Genomic DNA, 18,738 nt, shown 5'->3' with positions numbered 1-18,738 from the left:
AATCCAAGTAAAGTGCTTCGCTCGACTTGCATGTGTTAAGCACGCCGCCAGCGTTCATCCTGAGCCAGGATCAAACTCTCGTTAAAAGTGTTTGTTCTAGTCAAGATTAACTCTAGCTAATCTATCCCTTTACTGTTGTTTTGGCATTGAACACTTAATGAGGTTTTTCACGAATTTAGTGTGAAAGCCGTTCGGCTCAATGCCGAACCTCATTTGTATTCATCCGTTCTTAAAAAATTTTCTCTTAAAGAAATTTTCAAGGATCTGTTGTCTATTGTTTAGTTATCAATGTTCTTTGTTTTGTTGTCGTCTCAAGCGACATCTTTAATAGATTATCACATCTTTTGTCGTTTGTCAACAACTTTTTTATTTTTCTTTGTCACTTCATTTCAGCGCCTCTCGGTCTGCCTCAGCGACGAAGACTATCTTATCATTCTTATTTGTAATTGTCAACGTTTTTCTTGTTTTTTATTTATTTCGCACAATTCAGACAATTTGTACTCTTAACACAAACATTATAAACAATTCTCAAAGCAAACTTATTTCGAGTTAAAGCGATAGTCTCCTCGCTCATCTCACTGTTATTTCACCAATTTTAATATTGCTTCTTTTGGCTGTGCTCCCAATGTATTTGCCACAGCCTCTCCATTCTTAAATGCAATAAACATCGGAATACTCATAACTTTATACTTTTGTGCAATCTCAATATTCTCATCAATATTAATCTTACCGACTTTAATCTCTGTTTCTTCATTAGAAATCTGTTCAATCACAGGAGTCATCATCTTGCAAGGTCCACACCAATCGGCATAAAAATCTACCAATACTGTTTTATCTGATTTTAATACTTCCTGTTCAAAATTTTCTGCTGTTAATTTTACTACCGCCATACTTATTCTCCTTTTCATCTACCTGCTGCCACACGCTGCAAGTGAACTCTTCATTATTTGCTACGCTTTCATCATCTTTCGCAACTATTACTTTCATTCTACGACATTTTACTGACAAATCAAGAGTTTCACACTTGTAATTCTTTCCAGTTTTCTCCTGCGCCAAATGTTTCATGAAATCTTGTTGAAATTTCTTTATTCTGAAACAACACCCCTTGATATTGTTCTATCAGTCTTGCTGCAATCGGAATAGCTCCATTATATACGCCTTTTAATATCTGGCAATATTTCTTGCACGCCGGATTCGGATTTTCACTCATTACCATACCGTGCACACCCTCATATTGTCCTATTACCTTCATTCCGAAAAATAATGCTTTTCGTTTTATTGGATTTGGTGCATTCAAAAGCTTATCACACTGAATCATATACCTCAATGTTTTCCTTATTTCTTTTGCACTGACTCCATCAAAGAATTCGGCGATCACTTCTGCATTTCTCCATGTTGGATGAATACAGCTCGCTCTTAGAAATGTCATTGGATCAAGATGGTTCTTCACTAATAATCCTCTGTCAAACTCCATCTCTATCTCAGAATGTGTAATCCCACTCATTTCTATCATCTTCTCTACGTATTTGTGACACTCACTATCCAAAGCAAAATGACAAATAAAACCATATATATACGCTCTTGCTGCACTCTTATTTTCAGACTGCTTAATAACTTCCGCTGCATGTTTAAAAAATGTATCTGCATACTCCTCATGCATTCTATATCCTATCGCATTTACACGATTTTTATGAAAAATACGATAGTAAAAAAAGATATCTGGTCCATATAATCCGATATCAAAAAGTTCTCGATGATTCTCGATTGCTTTTTGAAGCGGTCCCGGTAATATTCTGATTACATCTTTTCCGAATTGATAATGTGCATATGTTGTCGGCATATCCATACCTTCTTTCCCTTCAATTCTCATCCCCATTCTAGCACGAATCAGAAAAAGTGCAATGTAATCTTTTATCAATTACCTTTTTATAAAATAGTTTCTATTTTTTCTGATAAGTACCTTGACTTTCTAATTTCCTTTCATTAGAATAAGAAGCGTGAAAATGATTTCACTTCATTTTTGGGCTTGTACTGGTTTCGACAGGGATTCTGAAGATGGAGAAGCTATCCGTAGGTCGATGCGTCAAATCGCAAACTTAAAATTAAACGCTAACGATAATTTCGAATTAGCTGCAGCCTAATTGCTGCATGTCAGCCCCGAGGCACCCGCACCTTGGGAATCTGGCATCAACTATGCGGGAAACGATATTAGCAAAGCTTTGAGTTAATAGGCGTATTATGAAGCTACTGAACCTGTAAGAGTGTTAGTTCTCGTACAGCAGAGGGAATGTTAAATAACTGACTATGATAGTAGAAGTACATGGGATGGGTTTTTGGACGCGAGTTCGATTCTCGCCAGGTCCATTCAAAAGAAATAAGGACGAAGAAAACAATTTACTTTTCTCCGTCCTTATTTTTATTTCAGAATATTTTAAATCTTATTCTCGCAAACAAGCATAACTTTTCAGAAAATATTATCCAAGATTTCTCACTTTAAAGTCTCTCTGTGCCTCACGTCTCTGATCTTTCTTCGCAATATCATCTCGCTTATCATAAAGTTTTTTACCTTTTGCAAGACCAATTTCTACTTTCACAAGACTTCCACTAAAATATACCTGTAACGGAACAACTGTATTCCCTTTTTCTTTCATCTTTCCAAAAATCTTATCAATCTCTTTCTTATGAAGAAGCAGTTTTCTTACACGCAATGGATCTTTATTAAAAATATTTCCTTTTTCATATGGTGAAATATGCATTCCATAAATAAACATCTCACCATCTTCAATTCGAATAAACGCTTCTTTGATACTGCATTTTCCCATTCTCAGTGATTTCACTTCTGTTCCATGTAATACAATTCCGGCCTCATATTTTTCCAGAATAAAATAATCATGATACGCTTTTTTATTATTTGCAATCAGCTTTTTCTCTGCCATACGCACAACCTCTTTCTGTCCTTTTAAGACTTCTATTTACGAATCGTATTCTTCATCCTCGTCACAAAATTCAAAATCAATCGTCCGGTTCAATTTATCTACATCCAGCACGCGCACTTTCACGCTCTGACCTAATTTATATACATTTCTTGTATTTTCGCCAATCAATTCATACTGTTCTTCCCAATACTCATAATGATCATCTCGCATATTCGTCACATGCACAAGTCCTTCTATCGTATTTGGAAGTTCCACATAAGCACCCCATTTAGTAATTCCTGATATTACGCCTTCAAACTCTTCTCCGATGCGCTGTTGCATATATTCAACTTTTTTCAGTTTGATTGTTTCTCTTTCTGCTTCTTCCGCACGACGTTCCAGCATACTTGACTGAACTGCCACTTCCGGCAATATTTTTTCATAATGCTCGATGCGTTTATCATTCATACGACCACGAATATTTTCCTTGATGATTCGGTGAATCTGTAAATCTGGATATCTTCGGATTGGAGATGTAAAATGTGTATAATATTTCGCTGCCAGTCCGAAATGTCCCGAATTCTCCGGTGTATATTTCGCCTGTTTCATAGAACGAAGTGCCAGACGGCTAATCAGAGCCTCTTCCGGTGTTCCTTCCACCTTACCAAGAAGCTTCTGCACTTCTTTCGGACGCACTTCATTTCCCACATGTATATGATAACCAAAATTATTGATAAATGTACTCAAACGTTTCATTTTATCTTCATCCGGGGTGTCATGCGTTCTATATAGAAACGGAAGCTCTCTCCAGAAATATTCTTCCGCAACGGTTTCATTCGCAAGCAACATAAAATCTTCAATAATCTTTGTAGCCACATTTCTGTCATATGGCTTAATATCAATTGGTCTACCATTTTCATCTAATACCATCTTAGACTCTGGAAAATCAAAATCAATAGAACCTCTTTTTCTTCTATGTTCACGTAAAATATGAGACAATTCCTTCATTAATTCAAACATAGGAACCAACTCTTCATATTTTGCAATTTCATTTTCATCATGCTCTTCAAGAATTTTAGCGACGCTTGTATAACTCATTCTTCTGTCAACATTGATCACTGTTTCTGCAATCTCATGATCAATCACTTCACCTTTTGGATTTACCGTCATAATACAGCTAAGTGCAAGACGATTCTCGCCTTCATTCAAAGAACAAACTCCGTTTGATAATTTCTGCGGAAGCATAGGAATCACTTTATTCACAAGATAAACACTTGTCCCACGCTTAAGTGCTTCACGATCCAGCGCACTTCTCTCCTGTACATAATTTGTTACATCAGCAATATGGACTCCCAGCTTATAATTGTCTCCTTTTTTTGTCAATGATACCGCGTCATCCAAATCTTTGGCATCTTCTCCATCAATCGTTACCATCTGCCAGTCTCGCAAATCTTTACGTCCTGCCATATCCGCATCACTTACGTCTTTTCCTACACGTTCCGCCTGATTCATAACTTTCTCCGGGAACTCTACCGGAAGATCAAACGATTTCACAATTGACATAATATCCGTGCCCGGATCGTTGATATGTCCTATAATTTCCGCTACATACCCTTCCGGTTTCATATTCTCGCTACCATAAGATGTCAGCTCTACCACGACTTTATGCCCGCTGACAGCACCTTTTTCTTTCCCTGCCGGAATATAAATATCACTAAGCAAACGTTGATTGTCCGGTCTTACAAAACCAAAATTCTTGCACTTTTCATACATACCGACAACACGTGTTGTCCCATGTGACAATATTCTTACGATTTTTCCTTCAGTACGTCTTCCTGCCTGACTGTCTTTCTCTTTTGTAATAACAAACTCTACTTCATCTCCCTGAAATGCTCCGTTAATATTATCTTCTGAGATAAAAACATCCTCCTCTTCGCCTTCGCGAATGACAAATCCAAAACCACGCTGGTGTGATTGAAATGTTCCTGTCAGTCTTTTCGCCTGTCCTTTTGCATACTTGCCTTTCTTGGAAACAAATATCTTACCTTCTTGTTCTAAAGCTTCTAAGACTGCCCTTAATTCATCCCTTTGTTCTTTTGGAACCTGAAGGATCATAGCAATTTCTTTAAACTTCATCGGCACATAAAAATCATCGCAAATGAAATCGTAAATGACTTTTTTTCTTTTTTCAAATGTATTGCTCATTCAAACTCTCCTCTAAATCCTGTCTTATCCCCGCTTACACAAACATAACGCTGCTTATCGGGTTTATACAACAAAAAACACCCTATATATATGCATATAGAGTGTTTCGTCATCTTCTTCTCTAGTTAAATACACTGAGGTTCAAAACCACAGCCAAAACTATAAACAAAATTGCCAGGAACTTTGTAGACTTTACAAGTGCACCTTCCATAGAACGTCCCTTGTTCTGTCCCCAATATGAATCTGCTGCCCCACTGATTGTTCCAAGACCTGCAGACTTCCCTTCCTGAAGCAAAATAATCGCTGATAATGCGATACAATCTATTACAAATATAATGGTTATTATTGTTTTTAAAATTTCCATTTGTTCACACCTCCTGCGGATAAACCGATGTTTATTATAGCATAGATTGTATCAAATTTCAACTGTTTTACATTAATTTTCCACTTCCTCTTGAATTCGCAACAATCGGTTATATTTTGCAACTCTCTCTGAGCGGCAAGGAGCACCTGTTTTTATCTGTCCTGTATTAAACGCTACAGCTAAGTCAGCAATCGTTGTATCCTCCGTCTCACCTGAGCGGTGTGATATAATTGCTCGATATCCCGATTTTTGAGCCGTTTCAATTGCTTCTATTGCCTCTGTCAGCGTTCCTATCTGATTTACTTTGATAAGAATCGCATTTGCAACACTTTTTTCGATTCCTTTTCTCAGGCGTTCTACATTGGTCACAAAGAGATCGTCCCCTACCAACTGTACATCCCGTCCCAATCGGACCGTCAGCAATTCCCATCCTTCCCAATCTTCCTCATCCAGTGGATCTTCTATCGAACAAATCGGAAATTCCTGCATCAATTCTTCGTAATAATCTATCAGCTCTTCTGCAGAACGGATGACTTTTTTCCCACACATTTTACTTTCCCCCGGAAATTCATATGTCTTAAAATCAGAATTATATAATTCTGATGCTGCAATATCCAGTGCAATCCTAATATCTTTTCCCATCCGATATCCTGCCAGTTGCACCGCCTGTTTCAAATACTGCAATGCAGTTTTTGAATCCGGAAGGTCAGGTGCAAACCCGCCTTCATCCCCAACTGCTGTGCTAAGCCCCTGCTTTTTCAATAAAGCTTTTAATTCCTGGTAAATTTCTGCACACATTCTAAGCCCTTCGCTGAAATCATCCGCTCCAACCGGCACGATCATAAACTCTTGTATATCCAATGTATTATCTGCATGTACACCCCCTTGTGTCAAGCTAATGACACAAAATTTTTGTAATTTGTCCAACAGCATTTTAACTGTAGATTTTCTGTGCCTGCTCTACATACTTTACCAGTTCATCAGCAAAATTCCATTCAATTTCTATTCGCTTATCATTATATACCTTGATACCACGAATAAAAGTTACTGCTATCTCTCTGGTTAATTGCTCATTTCCTTCAATCAAATCTGTCAGACACTGCCTGCCATCTGGTGGTAGTTCAAATAACCGTTCAGCCGCTTCACTCTGTTCTATCTCTATTTGTGCTATCGCTAAGGTCTCTTTCTCAATTTGTTTATCCAGCCTGTCATTTTTTCTGGTGAACTCTTCTTCTGAGATTTCTTCCATTGCATATCGCATATATAGTTCCGTTTTCTGGTGCTTGTATCTGCTAATACTGTCTTTGGAGTTTCGAATATTCTTTGCAGCTTCATTCACTTTTGATTTTAATTCTGCTTTCTGTAATTCGAGTACCGGTTCAGCATCATCACTGATCTTTGCAAACAGCTTTATCGCCCTGAAAATCATCTCATTGAACTCGTCATCATATAAATTGTCTGTTACACAATCTTTATTTGCCGTATTAAATTTCCTTGGGCACTTAAAGTGCGGATTGCATCTGGTTACATGCTGTAGATTCTGACCGCATCCCCCACATTTTACCAATCCTTTCAGCGGATAATTATTATTGTGAGTTTTGCTCCTCTTTCTGGAATTTAGTTCCAACTTTTTCTGTACAGCATCAAATGTTTCTTTAGAAACAATCGCTTCATGGGTACCTTCAACCACGATCCAGTCTTCTTCTTTTGTTTTCAAATGCTTATTACTTCCTACTGAAGCAACTTTCCATTTACCGCCAATCGTAGTTCCCGTATACGTTTCTGTCATCAGTATCAGTCTTACAGTTACCGGATACCAGATATATTTTTCTGTTGTTTTCTTTACACCAGTTTTCAGAACTTCTCTTTTATATTGACCCGGGCTCATAATTTTCTGCTCATTCAGATAACGTGCCAGCTGAGTGATATTCATTCCCTCGAGATATTTCTGAAATATCATCCTCACAACAGGTGCCGTTTCCGGATTGATCACGAGACTCGTCACATCTTCATCAGGCTTCAAGTATCCATATGGTGCTCTGGCACCCATATACTTTCCTGCTTTCTGACGCTGTAACAAAGTCTTTTTTACTTTAACGGAAGTATCAATGCTATGATGTTCGTTGATAATATTTCTGAAACCAACATCTATTCCCGGCATACCAGATTCATATTTCATACTATCAACATTATCATTGATTGCTATAAATCTCACATTCAGAAATGGAAAAATCTGCTCCAGATATGTGTCAACCTCTATATGATTCCTGCCGAATCGTGAGAGATCTTTCACTATAATTGTGCTGACTTGTCCGTCCCTTACTAATTCCATCATACTTTGAAATCCTGGGCGTTCGAAATTTGTTCCACTATAGCCATCATCTTTGAATTCTAACACTTCCGCATTTTTGAACTCATTTTTACTGGCTATGTATTGCCCTATTACAATTCTTTGATTTGTAATACTATTAGATTCATCCAGTATATCATCATCTTCCAGAGATAATCTCAAGTATTTTACTACGCACTTATCATTTGACATCTAACCACCCCCTCTTCCAATTTTTTTGCCAATTCCAGCAATTCGTCCTGAAGTTTGAATTCAATTTCAATTCTTTTATCTTCATATAATGTTATTTTATTTATATAAGCAGATACACTCTCTTTTGTAAGGTATTCTGTATTTATGCCTTTAGTAAATTCTGAAAGCCATAAATAGTTCTTTTTACACAGCTTTTCTGTCATTTTACTGCTTTTTTCTATTTCTTTTTGTCTTGCAAGCAGCTCTTTTTCAACTACGGACACTCTTTCAATCATACGTTGATATTCATCCGCATCAATTTTACCTGAAACATACTGCTCATAAAATTCAAGACGCTTTGACTCATTTTTCTTATTCATTTGCACTATCTTGCTGTGTTCTTTGTTCAAATACCTTCTGTACACATCATAATAGTCATCATTAAACCTTTCCAGTTGTATTTTGATATTGCATATAGCCTTTAATTGCTTTAAGATTGCATGATACACCAACTCATCTATAACCTCTTCTTTCCAGCGATTACAACTGTAACTATCCTTGGATACTGTCGCATAATTACCACATATATAATAATAATGATAATATAAAATGCCATTTTTTTCCTTTCTGGAATATCTTCTTGTCATTTTTGCTCCACATTCACCGCAAAAAATAATACCAATATATTTATTATCCTGCTTACCATGTGTAACAATCTGACTAAGATCTTTTTTAGGTACAGCATTTTTCTGTTTCACTTGAATAATCTCCTGTACTTTTTCAAAAACTTCCTCACTGATCAGTGCCTTATGCGTATTTTCATGCATATTCCATTCGCTCTTGTCCAAAATTGTATTCTTCTCACTTATAAGAAGCGATGTTCTGGTTTTGTGCGTATAAGTATTCCCTAGATAATGCCTGTTCTCTGCAATTCTTTTAATTGTAGATGCACACCAATGTGTTTCAGCCTCCTGAAGACTATTCAAGAATAACTTCCCAGTTCTCGCATATAATCTTGGAGGTGTAAGCAACATTTCGTTAAATTCTCGAGAAATACCCAGATATGATTGTCCTGCAAGAAGCTTTTCAAATATTTTCACAACATAGGGTGCTGTCAATACATCTGGAACCGTAGTAGGATTACCTTTTTCATCTGTAGCTCTTTTGTATCCATAAGGAGCATCTCCTCCACAATATTCTCCAGATTCCATTCTAATTTTCATCGTACCGGAACTCTTTAGCGATGCATCTTTTGCATACATATCATTTGCAAGATTCGATATCATGATTCCGAGCATCTGATTGTCACATTCTGGACTGATACTGTCATAGTTATCATTGACTGATATAAAACGCACTTGCATAAATGGAAATATTTTTTCCAGGTATTTTGATACTTCTTCCAAATCTCGACCAAATCGTGATAAATCCTTTACTATGACCGTATTTATTTCTTTTGATTTGATGTCACCAAGCATTCTTACAAAATCATCTCGATCAAATTTTGTACCTGATATACCGTCATCCTTATAAAACTTTACAACTTCAATATCTGGACGAGATTCTGCGTAAGAAAGAGCAATCAGTTTCTGTGTCTCCAGTGATTCTCTCTTCTCACCGTTGATATCTACAGATATTCTGGTATAAATACCGGCTTTCCAGATTTTCTGCGGTGATGCCTGTACGATTGCTTCAGCCTGTTTCATCTGGCGATTTCTTGTTCTTGCCATTATACAGCCACCTCCTGTTTTGTTTTTCCAATCTGTTCTGCCAGTCTTGCAGCTGTTACCAGTTCATCTTGGAAGCGGTAAACAATCTCTATTTTTTTCCCTTCAAATACATTTATTTTTTCCACATACTGAAGAAGCATATCCCTGTCAAGATCTCCCAAAGACGGTTTTTCAAGAAATGTGTTCACCCATTCTTCGCACAGCAATTTATTTTCAAGGAGATCTTCCATATACTCTTCCTGCTTTTCAATATTGCTTTCCAGACTTTTAATTTCTGTCTGATACCGTTCTCTAAGCAAAGCGTAATCTTCCCTAGAAATAACTCCTGACGCAAGATTTCCCGATAATGAATGTAACAACTTATAATATTTATTGACTTTGTTTCGTAATTCAAGTATCTGGTCATCATGCTGTATCAACGTCTGTGTATCCAAAGAGTTCTCTTTCAAATACTCTACTGCACTTCGTATGGCATCCGTCATCTTACTGTACATCTTCAAAGAATCCATCACCAGCTGAATCAGCACATCTTCTCTGATGCTATGCCTGGAGCATTGATCCTTCTTTTTATTGTAAGAAGAACAGATATAAAAAACTGTCTTTTCTCCTTTATAACTGTTAGTTCGGCGGATCAAGTTACTTCCACAGTCTCCACAGGATAATAACCCACCAAACAAGTAAAGTCTGTTTTCTCCGGGTGCTATCCTGGTATCCTTTGCAAGTAACATCTGAACTGTTTCATATTCTTCTTTTGTAACGATACCTTCATGATGATTTTCAAAAATTACCCATTCTTCCTTTGGCAATGCCCTCTGCACCTTAACTTTATAGTTAATTCTTTGGGATTTTCCCTGTTGAAGCACTCCGTAGTAGATTGGATTCTTTAAAATACGGATAATTGCTACTGCTGACCACCTGGATGTCAGATGTGTCTGAAATGACGATTTGAAGTTTACTCCGGTCGCACGTTTGTAATCAGCCGGTGCAAGAACTCCCAGTTCATTTAGTTTATCTGCAATCAGCTGATTGCTCATGCCCTCCATCTTCCAGTTAAAAATATCTCTTACATGCTTTGCAGCAACCGGATCAATTTCTATCTGACTTTTATCAGTATCACACTTTTTATACCCATATGACACGTAATTTCCCACATATTCTCCAATATTTCTTTTTGCACTCAAGTGGCTCCTTACTTTTTGAGAATTCTGTCTGCAATACGTGTCATTGACAAATGATTTTACCGGTAACACAAGATGTGTATCTGTAATATTTGCTGTTTCAGAATCATAATTATCGTTGATTGCTATAAAGCGTACCCCCAGTTGTGGGAACACTTTTTGAATATACCGATCTACATCTATATGCTCTCTACCGAATCGAGACAAGTCTTTTACAATGATACAGTTGATTTCCTTATTTTCAATTGCTTTGAGCATTGCCTGAAAACCAGGTCGATTAAAATCTGTACCTGAAAAACCATCATCTTTAAATGTCTCAACAATAGTAATATCAGACGTCGATTTCATATAGCTATCAATCAAAATTGACTGATTTACAATAGATTCACTTTCAGCCTTATCTCCGTCCTCAATACTGAGACGAAGGTACTTGGCTGCTATCCAGATATTTTTTTGCATAAAAAACACTCCTATCCAAAGATTCTGCCAAAACAGAACCCTTAAATAGAAGTGCTCTATTCAAATTTAGTCCTGTTAGCATTATAGCACACTTCGTCTTCTGTGTGAATATGAAATTTTGTTGTTCCAGTTATTTCCTTATGCCCTTATGCCAATCCAGCTTTCTTTGCTACAAGCTGTTTTGTACAGTCTATATAGGAAAGGGAAGCTGCTGCATTAAAAACACTTTTTACAACATAGCCCATATCTTCATATACATAAGGGTTATCAGAGTGATTAAGCAACACTTCCATCTTATTGCTTTTCCTGCTATCCAGCTCTGAAATCAAATCCTTGTACTTTGGCAAACTATCTCGGTCAATCTCTTTGATATCAACCGTTTTCAATGCTTCTAATCTTTCAACTGCTGTCATGGACATCGCCTCCTTTTCCTATAGTTACCATTATCGAAAATAAATATTCGTAACAGCTATGTAGTCTTCTCTTCCATTCCCATCTGAATCTGTACTGCTTTCAGTACCCGATCCAGGCTCCACTTGTTCACTCTTCCGCATTTCTCAATAATACATTTCGTAGAAATGCTCATAACCTGTTCAGCCAGTGCCAAACTTCCTTTTCGGATTCCCGTCATATCATATTTACTGATAAATACATGTGTTGGCAAATACCGTTTCTTATATATTCTTGATGTCAGCGGAACTACCGTTATGACTGAACTGTATGTATTGGCTTTATTATTGCTCACTACGATCACCGGTCTTACACCACCCTGAACAGATGTTGTAGGAAACATACCGAGATCTGCCCATAAAATATCTCCTCTGCGGATTGTCATTTGTCCTCTCTCCAATCTATTATTTTTATTTGTAAAGCATCCATAGCGCTATATTGGCTCCACAGGAATACGGCAGAGTTTCTTTCCCATAAGGAAAGCTCTGCCGCATAACCTCTATAGCCAATTTGATTATTAAACAGTGCTCGCTCGATTCTATTTATCCTCGATACCCCGAATCGTTACTCCTGCATAAGCAGGAAGGGAATAATAACCTGCCCGAATGCATACTCCGGACCACAACCCGAAAACTCTCGTTTCCAGGCTCCAGCAGTTCATAGGTTTACCAGTTACAGACTTCTCAGGATCTGCAAGTGTATCGCATCTCATACATATCATCGCATCACCAGCCTGCCAGCTGGCTTCGGTCAGTGCTTTTTCGCAGCATTACAGACTGAACTAAAAATCTTGGTTTTGTCTTATAATCCTATAGCGGGCATCTTCCTCGTGCTCTCTGCATGAAATGTCACGTCAGTTATTATTGGATATTCAGTTATCATGGTTCATTTTAGGAAGTCCTTTAACTTCCTCTAATTACTAAAGTCAAATGACTTTGGCAGATGCAAAAGATTTTGAAAAATTTTTAAAAAAATTTATTCATATACATTTCACGCATCTTATTAAGAGTGGATTTCAGCTTGTATGACAGCATCTGTCTGGAAATCCCCATAATCTCCGCCATCTGTGTCTGTGTCTTGTTTTCAAAAAAAATGCCATAAATAATCATGCGTTCCTCTGAGTTCAGCTGATTGATCACTTTGTGAATATCCTGCTGTTCCATTTTTGTCAGTACACAGTGCTCCACATCACAGTTCAGATCTGGAAAATCCTCAATCATGAAGCCTTCTCCATCAATGGACTGACCGCTGTAAGGTACCTCCCGCAGCATCTTATCCACGACCTCACCCCGTTCGTTCTTAATCTCAACTTTTTTTGCCTTGCTGCTTCTGTAAAAATTGTTCATCGCATACGCAACTTCTTTTGTAACCTCGATCATTTCTCCATCAATATTTGCGTAATACTTTCCTTCATAAAAATATGGGTGTTCAATATACATGTCCGTTCCTCCTGAATTTGAAATCTTGTTGCTCGTTTCAAATCCAAAAGGCGGACCTCTGTTTAGAATCATGCCTGCTCCGCCTTTATCCTGCCGGGATACGCCCGCAGTTATTGGCTGAAAAATTTAGGCACGAAAAAAAGCCCCAGTAGTTTTTTCTTAACTACTGAGGCTTTCGTCTCTTTCTTGTATTCAGTTATCTATGCCTTCTTTCATCAGCATAATCATTGTATCAGGATAAAGTTCACAAAGTATCCGCAATACGTTCCCATAAGTTCATGTCATTATTGAAATCGTACATATTTCAGTATAAAAAGTTCACTATTCAAATTCTGATTATTATTTCTCCACATACTCTTCTGCCATATGTACTGCCATAGCACCATCTGCCACTGCTGTTACTATCTGACGAAGTAACTTTGTTCTGACATCTCCTACAGCATAAACACCCGGAATACTCGTTTCAGTGTTTTCACCTGCCACAATATATCCTTTATTATCCAGTTCTATCTGATTATCTAAAAAATCTGTTGTCGGTTTTCTTCCTATACTCACAAACAGGCCGTCACATTCTATAATGTTTTCTACTCCTGTAACTGTATCTTTCAACCGCACACCAGTCAATCGTTCTCCATAAATCAGTTCATTTACTGTATTGTTCCATCGAAACTCTATATTTTCAGTTTTCATCAGCTGGTCATGGTAGATTTTCGTTGCACGTAATGTATCTCTTCGATGAACAATGATGACTTTCTTAGCAATTCGACTTAAAAGAACAGCATCTGATACAGCAGAATTTCCACCACCAACAACCACCACGATCTTATCTTTATAAAACATACCATCACAGGAGGCACAATAAGCAACCCCATGACCTATCAATTCTTTTTCTTTAGCGAGACCAAGTTCTCTTGGATTTGCTCCAGTAGCAATCACTACTGTTTTCCCAATATAAATTCCCGAACTAGTTTCTACTCTCTTAAGCTTTCCTGTTAAATCCATATTAAAAACTTCAGCATATTCACTTTTAGCGCCAAATTTTTCCGCCTGTTTTTGCATTTTCTCTGCCAATGAAAATCCGTCAATTCCATTTTCAAAACCAGGATAGTTATCAATCTGCCAGGTCAATGACATCTGACCACCTGCAGATAATTTTTCTAAAACAATGGTATCAAATCCTGCTCTGGCTGCGTATAATGCTGAAGTATACCCTCCAGGTCCTCCCCCCACGATAATCATATCGTAAACATGATTTTCATTCATACAGCAGTCCTCCTTTTATTTTTCCAATGCTTCATTAATAAAATTCTCTATCATTATTTTTGATTCAGGTGCAACAATAGAATCTACTGCCTTTCCATTTCGATATAAAACCAGCGTAGGAATCACCTCAATCTTTTCAGCTTCTGCAATCTGCGGTTCTTCATCAATATTTACTTTTCCAGCAACAAGTATATCGCTGTATTCTTCACTTATTTTTTCATAAGCTGCTCCAATTCTACGGCAATAACCACACCACGGTGCCCAGAAATCAACCAAAACCGGTTTTTCCTTATGAATTAATTGTCCAAACTTTTCTTTTTTTATATTTATAGTTGTCATATTTTTCAACTCCTTCTCCTATTTGAACTTAATATACCCCAAATAAGTGCTTGCTTCCGTGATGATATCACAGAAAAGTTGATTTACTTTATTACGCTTTTTTACTTCTATTTACAGCATATGTCAGTTATATAATTGACTCTTCTCAATAAATTAAGTATACTCTCATCTTTGACAGTTACAAAAAGATGGGAGTATTATACGTTCAATTCATTATTTTCGGCAAGTAAGAAATAATCAATATGAGAATCACATAACACAAAAGGATGTGCTGCGGTAACTTCTAGATTACCTTGGCACATCCTTTCGTACTATTATTTTTTGCTATTCTTCTTAATGGCAGCTGTGGCTTCCACATCCATGCTCGCCACATGTATGTCCTTCCCCGTGGTTATGCTCATGGTGAGAACACTTAACATCCGGATTATAATCAAGTGTTTCATTGATAAAAGCTTCTACTGCTTTATCCGCATCTCCGGAAACTCCTCCGAAAAGCTTAATACCGGCCGCCGCTAACGCTGTCTGTGCACCGCCTCCGATTCCGCCACAGATCAAAATATCTGCGTTCAATGCATTAAGAACTCCTGCCAATGCGCCATGTCCGCTTCCATTCGTATCTACTACTTCTGAATGTACTACTTTTCCTTCCTCTACATCGTAAATCTTAAATGTCTCTGTGTGTCCAAAGTGCTGGAAAATCTGTCCATTTTCATATGTTACTGCTATTCTCATAATACCTTCTCCTTTTTCTGCTGCATATTTTTTGTAAATTTCCTGTTTGTAACATCCTCCAAAGCTGCAGTTGCCGCTCTGACCGTCACAGATTCTGAAATCCCCGCCCTCAATTCTGAGCGGATGTCCGTCAATAAGTGCATCTGCTATTTTCTTCCGGGCAATCTCGTAAATCCGCTGGACCGTCGTTCTTGCGATCTGCATAGATACTGCACACTGCTCCTGACTATAACCTTTCTTGTCCAAAAGACGGATTGTCTCGTACTCATCTACCGTCAGAACAATGGGTGTTTTTTTCTCCGTATCATCTGCCGGAAGAAATTCTAAAACATTGGGGAAATGGCAGACTTTTCTGCATTTTACTGGTCTCGGCATAAACTGCTCCTTTCTCGCTTTTCTTATATAATAGTCCTATAAAAGGCATATGTCAATAATGTTTTTGACATATGCCTTTTATGAATCACCTTATAGTATTACTTCTTTTCATTATTTTTTAATTTACAGATACCCTGCGTCATTGTTCCCATTGGACAAAATGTACACCAGGTTCGTGGCTTATATAACACCATTACAATCAACCCTAACAACAAAGATGTAAGCATTAAACTATAAAATCCAAAACTAAACTGTGCCACCCAATCAGCTACTGTTCCGGCAGTGTATGTCCATCCCCACGGAACACGGAAGGTCCAGAATAATTTGATGGCTTCACGCAAGGAGGATGCTCCGGCACCAACTAAATATGTCTGAAATACCATATTTCCAAACATTGTAAGGAAAAATATCAAAAAGCCGTATCGGAACCATTTTGAACTCATCCATCGCGGGGTTGGTTTATTTCTTGAGCATTTTAAATCTCCACCAAGCTTACTAAAAAGCTGGCCACGTCCACACAAATGATTACAGAAAAATTTATTTTCACCGAATATTGCTATTCCTAACGGCAACAGGAAATCAATCATCCCAAACCAAGCGAACAAAACATTAAAAAAACCGAGAGCAAAATAAAGGATCGCCCATATCCATAAATAATCATACCAATGTTTCTTTTTCTTCACATCGCTGTCCTCTCTTTCATTTCAATACAACCTGCCGGACAGGACTTTGCACATTTTCCACATCCTACACACACTGTTTCTTCTACCACAGCATAACATCCATGGTAAACTTTGGCCGCTGCCAGCGGACAAGTATTTTCACATACTCCGCAGGCAACACATCTTTTTTTATCGACACTTGCCACTCTTTTTGCCAATGCTTTGTTCCCCTTTCAAATTTTGTATCTCTATTGTACCTGAAAAAGGTAAATCCTTCTGTGACATTATTACATAAGAATTTACCTTGAACGCTAATAACTAGAATGACATATTTTTATTATACATTACCTTTATATTTATATATGATGTTTAGAATCTCCTCGGTTGTTCTAATAATTACTTTTTGTTTTTCTTTCATTGTTATAGATTTGCTTTCTTCTTCAGCTAACGAAGAATAAAGGTGGATGGTATTAGCATGATGCCATATCTCATCGCAAATTTTCTCAATTTCATCAGCCCTCCGAAATGCCTGGTCTGTTTGTATTTGCAAGTGTTCTCGTTGCTCTTCCAGATGATTCATCTGTTCTAGTAACTGATCCCTTTCTTTCTGCAATTCATCATGTTGTGCCTGCAGTTGATCCATTTGTATTTTAATTTCGCTCATCTTATCTTTCTGTCTCCGCATAAGCATCATCAAATATATAACTATGAATGCAAATAATAGTATTATGTACAGCATAAACTTCTCCTCACGACACATATATTTCGACGTTTTTCCGCAAATCAACTATTGATAATGGCATAGAAAGAACAGTTAGTTTTCCTGAATTCTTTTTAATTTCAACAGCATCAGGATTTCCTGTGATTATAATTACAGGTGTTGTCCTGTCAGCACGCCATGGCTGATTCGGTTGGCTCGTCATATCTTCGGTAACAATCCAAAGATCCGGCTTATGTTTTCCTAATTTTGTTTTAGCGCTTTCCGGTGTGTAAAACAGCATGATCTGCTCTGAAATAAACTGCAATGCTTCTTTTAATCCTTTTGCATAGTGTTCATTGCCACAAATCAGTGCAATAATAGAAGCATCTTTCTTTTTTTGTGTTACCTGAATAAAATCCAAAACTGGTGTGTTATAGAGACTAAAGTCTTTTTCCAAATTAACTTTATCATAGTAGCTCTTTGCTGCCTTGCACATTCTCAGACAAAAATGTTCTATGTCTATACGAATATCGATCCTGTTCTCCTGTATGTTCATACTGTCCAACTGACAAACTGACATTCCACAGTTCAATCCAAGATGAAAGTGTATATTATTTTCATCATTTAAAAATCCTTTGTTTTGATGAAGATATTCACACCGAAGCTGCCAACAGCGTTCTCCGCAAATATATGGCTTTTCATCGGATTGAGATAGTTTAAAGTGATCCCCTGCATATTCATCAAACCAACGGATATACTGGGTTCCCACATCCCGAGTCGGATTTTTTTGCCGATCCAGCATAACCCGACCATCTCGATAATGTTTAACAATTTCCGGGAAAGCAATACCTCCACAAATATCTGGCAAAGTCAATGCCAATGCCAGTGCAGACTGCCATCGTCCATCTACAATATTCAGTTCTACTTCTTCAATTCGGTCCAAAAATGTAAAACTGACATCTCCATGCATTATTTATCCCTCCCTCATATTTACAACCGTCATGTACTATAGTCAGTATATTTTTATTTATGGCATATGTCAATTATTTAATTGACGCATCTTAAAAAAGCAAGTATACTATGTTCGTAAAGGAGATGACTGCTATGAGCTTCGAAAATTATTTTCCACCATGGAATGACTTAAATACAGCACAGAAAAAACTAATTTCAGACAATTTAATCACGCGGGATGTAAAAAAAGGAACGATCATTCACAATGGAAACCTGGACTGTACTGGATTATTACTGGTTAAATCCGGGCAGCTTCGAACTTACATACTGTTATGATAAACTATAGTTGTAACAGTAGTGGCTAATAAGATATAATTAATCTCATAAAGGAAAGAGGTATCTACTTATGCCACAAAGTTACACATCAGAATTCAAAAAGAAGATTGTACGTCTTC

The 18,738-nt window shown here is 37.4% G+C and carries 22 protein-coding genes, 1 rRNA gene and 1 other RNA gene; 2 read left to right on the top strand and 22 right to left on the bottom strand.

The window, feature by feature from the left end; genetic code table 11:
* The 4 genes from D8Q48_RS16100 to D8Q48_RS16090 form a co-directional block, all read right to left on the bottom strand.
* Window positions 1-86, bottom strand: a 16S ribosomal RNA gene (locus D8Q48_RS16100); the annotation flags it as partial.
* Between the two features lie 495 nt (window positions 87-581).
* The gene (gene trxA, locus D8Q48_RS16095) at window positions 582-890 is read right to left on the bottom strand and encodes a thioredoxin (RefSeq protein WP_117992129.1); all 309 of its coding nucleotides are present in this window, start codon (window positions 888-890) and stop codon (window positions 582-584) included.
* Entirely contained in the window at window positions 856-987 is a 132-nt protein-coding gene (locus D8Q48_RS17845) for a hypothetical protein (protein ID WP_279230742.1), read from the bottom strand. Before D8Q48_RS17845 ends, trxA begins: the two co-directional genes overlap by 35 nt.
* 31 nt (window positions 988-1,018) lie before the next feature.
* A complete protein-coding gene (locus tag D8Q48_RS16090) occupies window positions 1,019-1,840 on the bottom strand; it encodes a zinc dependent phospholipase C family protein (protein ID WP_121057233.1) in 822 nt (273 codons plus the stop codon).
* 182 nt (window positions 1,841-2,022) lie between these two features.
* Between D8Q48_RS16090 and ssrA the strand changes: the two genes are divergently transcribed.
* Window positions 2,023-2,367: a transfer-messenger RNA gene (ssrA, locus tag D8Q48_RS16085) on the top strand.
* Between the two features lie 107 nt (window positions 2,368-2,474).
* Here the strand turns inward: ssrA and smpB are convergent.
* The 18 genes from smpB to D8Q48_RS15995 all read right to left on the bottom strand — a co-directional run bounded on the left by smpB (window position 2,475) and on the right by D8Q48_RS15995 (window position 18,302).
* The gene (gene smpB / locus D8Q48_RS16080) at window positions 2,475-2,936 is read right to left on the bottom strand and encodes an SsrA-binding protein SmpB (protein ID WP_117992130.1); all 462 of its coding nucleotides are present in this window, start codon (window positions 2,934-2,936) and stop codon (window positions 2,475-2,477) included.
* A gap of 36 nt (window positions 2,937-2,972) precedes the next feature.
* Window positions 2,973-5,120 carry a ribonuclease R gene (gene rnr, locus D8Q48_RS16075; protein WP_121057228.1) on the bottom strand — a complete coding sequence of 716 codons (2,148 nt, stop codon included), beginning with the start codon at window positions 5,118-5,120 and terminating at the stop codon, window positions 2,973-2,975.
* A gap of 121 nt (window positions 5,121-5,241) precedes the next feature.
* Window positions 5,242-5,484, bottom strand: coding sequence for a preprotein translocase subunit SecG (gene secG, locus D8Q48_RS16070; protein ID WP_117992132.1), 243 nt, complete (start codon window positions 5,482-5,484; stop codon window positions 5,242-5,244).
* 72 nt (window positions 5,485-5,556) lie between these two features.
* Entirely contained in the window at window positions 5,557-6,378 is an 822-nt protein-coding gene (locus D8Q48_RS16065) for a phosphopyruvate hydratase (protein WP_347562312.1), read from the bottom strand.
* A gap of 40 nt (window positions 6,379-6,418) precedes the next feature.
* Complete coding sequence (locus tag D8Q48_RS16060; RefSeq protein WP_130647852.1) at window positions 6,419-8,026, bottom strand: recombinase family protein; 1,608 nt, start codon at window positions 8,024-8,026, stop codon at window positions 6,419-6,421.
* Window positions 8,005-9,735 (bottom strand): recombinase family protein, encoded by a 1,731-nt coding sequence (locus D8Q48_RS16055; protein WP_121057226.1) that lies wholly within the window; start codon window positions 9,733-9,735, stop codon window positions 8,005-8,007. The genes D8Q48_RS16060 and D8Q48_RS16055 overlap by 22 nt, the downstream gene beginning before the upstream one ends.
* A complete protein-coding gene (locus tag D8Q48_RS16050) occupies window positions 9,735-11,372 on the bottom strand; it encodes a recombinase family protein (protein ID WP_121057224.1) in 1,638 nt (545 codons plus the stop codon). The genes D8Q48_RS16055 and D8Q48_RS16050 overlap by 1 nt, the downstream gene beginning before the upstream one ends.
* Before the next feature lie 146 nt (window positions 11,373-11,518).
* Window positions 11,519-11,785 (bottom strand): DUF6870 family protein, encoded by a 267-nt coding sequence (locus D8Q48_RS16045; RefSeq protein WP_118142741.1) that lies wholly within the window; start codon window positions 11,783-11,785, stop codon window positions 11,519-11,521.
* Window positions 11,786-11,841: 56 nt separating this feature from the next.
* Window positions 11,842-12,207 (bottom strand): type II toxin-antitoxin system PemK/MazF family toxin, encoded by a 366-nt coding sequence (locus D8Q48_RS16040; protein WP_008707680.1) that lies wholly within the window; start codon window positions 12,205-12,207, stop codon window positions 11,842-11,844.
* A gap of 153 nt (window positions 12,208-12,360) precedes the next feature.
* On the bottom strand, window positions 12,361-12,543 hold the full coding sequence (locus D8Q48_RS16035) for a hypothetical protein (RefSeq protein ID WP_055057332.1): 183 nt from the start codon (window positions 12,541-12,543) through the stop codon (window positions 12,361-12,363).
* A gap of 244 nt (window positions 12,544-12,787) precedes the next feature.
* On the bottom strand, window positions 12,788-13,333 hold the full coding sequence (locus D8Q48_RS16030; RefSeq protein WP_121057222.1) for a sigma factor-like helix-turn-helix DNA-binding protein: 546 nt from the start codon (window positions 13,331-13,333) through the stop codon (window positions 12,788-12,790).
* Between the two features lie 267 nt (window positions 13,334-13,600).
* The gene (trxB, locus tag D8Q48_RS16025; RefSeq protein ID WP_121057220.1) at window positions 13,601-14,524 is read right to left on the bottom strand and encodes a thioredoxin-disulfide reductase; all 924 of its coding nucleotides are present in this window, start codon (window positions 14,522-14,524) and stop codon (window positions 13,601-13,603) included.
* A gap of 15 nt (window positions 14,525-14,539) precedes the next feature.
* Window positions 14,540-14,863 carry a thioredoxin family protein gene (locus D8Q48_RS16020; protein WP_121057219.1) on the bottom strand — a complete coding sequence of 108 codons (324 nt, stop codon included), beginning with the start codon at window positions 14,861-14,863 and terminating at the stop codon, window positions 14,540-14,542.
* Window positions 14,864-15,196: 333 nt separating this feature from the next.
* Window positions 15,197-15,970 carry a NifB/NifX family molybdenum-iron cluster-binding protein gene (locus D8Q48_RS16015; RefSeq protein ID WP_121057216.1) on the bottom strand — a complete coding sequence of 258 codons (774 nt, stop codon included), beginning with the start codon at window positions 15,968-15,970 and terminating at the stop codon, window positions 15,197-15,199.
* A gap of 98 nt (window positions 15,971-16,068) precedes the next feature.
* A complete protein-coding gene (locus tag D8Q48_RS16010) occupies window positions 16,069-16,653 on the bottom strand; it encodes a 4Fe-4S binding protein (RefSeq protein WP_121057214.1) in 585 nt (194 codons plus the stop codon).
* Window positions 16,650-16,850: a 4Fe-4S binding protein gene (locus D8Q48_RS16005; protein WP_028086469.1), complete on the bottom strand. Its 201-nt coding sequence runs from the start codon at window positions 16,848-16,850 to the stop codon at window positions 16,650-16,652. Before D8Q48_RS16005 ends, D8Q48_RS16010 begins: the two co-directional genes overlap by 4 nt.
* Before the next feature lie 119 nt (window positions 16,851-16,969).
* On the bottom strand, window positions 16,970-17,296 hold the full coding sequence (locus D8Q48_RS16000; RefSeq protein WP_243116328.1) for a hypothetical protein: 327 nt from the start codon (window positions 17,294-17,296) through the stop codon (window positions 16,970-16,972).
* An 85-nt stretch (window positions 17,297-17,381) separates the two neighbouring features.
* A complete protein-coding gene (locus tag D8Q48_RS15995; protein ID WP_121057210.1) occupies window positions 17,382-18,302 on the bottom strand; it encodes a hypothetical protein in 921 nt (306 codons plus the stop codon).
* Between the two features lie 134 nt (window positions 18,303-18,436).
* Between D8Q48_RS15995 and D8Q48_RS15990 the strand changes: the two genes are divergently transcribed.
* Entirely contained in the window at window positions 18,437-18,619 is a 183-nt protein-coding gene (locus tag D8Q48_RS15990) for a hypothetical protein (protein ID WP_330514741.1), read from the top strand.
* Window positions 18,620-18,738 lie beyond the last annotated feature (119 nt).

The organism is Ruminococcus sp. B05 (genome assembly GCF_003628495.1).
Lineage (GTDB): Bacteria > Bacillota > Clostridia > Lachnospirales > Lachnospiraceae > Schaedlerella > Schaedlerella hominis.
The sequence above is the reverse complement of the archived record's forward strand: the minus strand, read 5'-3'. Positions and strand labels throughout refer to the sequence as shown.

Coding starts and splice junctions, on each gene's coding strand:
- trxA (WP_117992129.1), bottom strand. CDS start 890: ATGGCGGTAGTAAAATTAACAGCAGAAAATTTTGAACAGGAAGTATTA.
- D8Q48_RS17845 (WP_279230742.1), bottom strand. CDS start 987: ATGAAAGTAATAGTTGCGAAAGATGATGAAAGCGTAGCAAATAATGAA.
- D8Q48_RS16090 (WP_121057233.1), bottom strand. CDS start 1,840: ATGCCGACAACATATGCACATTATCAATTCGGAAAAGATGTAATCAGA.
- smpB (WP_117992130.1), bottom strand. CDS start 2,936: ATGGCAGAGAAAAAGCTGATTGCAAATAATAAAAAAGCGTATCATGAT.
- rnr (WP_121057228.1), bottom strand. CDS start 5,120: ATGAGCAATACATTTGAAAAAAGAAAAAAAGTCATTTACGATTTCATT.
- secG (WP_117992132.1), bottom strand. CDS start 5,484: ATGGAAATTTTAAAAACAATAATAACCATTATATTTGTAATAGATTGT.
- D8Q48_RS16060 (WP_130647852.1), bottom strand. CDS start 8,026: ATGTCAAATGATAAGTGCGTAGTAAAATACTTGAGATTATCTCTGGAA.
- D8Q48_RS16055 (WP_121057226.1), bottom strand. CDS start 9,735: ATGGCAAGAACAAGAAATCGCCAGATGAAACAGGCTGAAGCAATCGTA.
- D8Q48_RS16050 (WP_121057224.1), bottom strand. CDS start 11,372: ATGCAAAAAAATATCTGGATAGCAGCCAAGTACCTTCGTCTCAGTATT.
- D8Q48_RS16045 (WP_118142741.1), bottom strand. CDS start 11,785: ATGACAGCAGTTGAAAGATTAGAAGCATTGAAAACGGTTGATATCAAA.
- D8Q48_RS16040 (WP_008707680.1), bottom strand. CDS start 12,207: ATGACAATCCGCAGAGGAGATATTTTATGGGCAGATCTCGGTATGTTT.
- D8Q48_RS16035 (WP_055057332.1), bottom strand. CDS start 12,543: ATGATATGTATGAGATGCGATACACTTGCAGATCCTGAGAAGTCTGTA.
- D8Q48_RS16030 (WP_121057222.1), bottom strand. CDS start 13,333: ATGATTCTAAACAGAGGTCCGCCTTTTGGATTTGAAACGAGCAACAAG.
- trxB (WP_121057220.1), bottom strand. CDS start 14,524: ATGAATGAAAATCATGTTTACGATATGATTATCGTGGGGGGAGGACCT.
- D8Q48_RS16020 (WP_121057219.1), bottom strand. CDS start 14,863: ATGACAACTATAAATATAAAAAAAGAAAAGTTTGGACAATTAATTCAT.
- D8Q48_RS16015 (WP_121057216.1), bottom strand. CDS start 15,970: ATGCCGAGACCAGTAAAATGCAGAAAAGTCTGCCATTTCCCCAATGTT.
- D8Q48_RS16000 (WP_243116328.1), bottom strand. CDS start 17,296: ATGAGCGAAATTAAAATACAAATGGATCAACTGCAGGCACAACATGAT.
- D8Q48_RS15995 (WP_121057210.1), bottom strand. CDS start 18,302: ATGCATGGAGATGTCAGTTTTACATTTTTGGACCGAATTGAAGAAGTA.
- D8Q48_RS15990 (WP_330514741.1), top strand. CDS start 18,437: ATGAGCTTCGAAAATTATTTTCCACCATGGAATGACTTAAATACAGCA.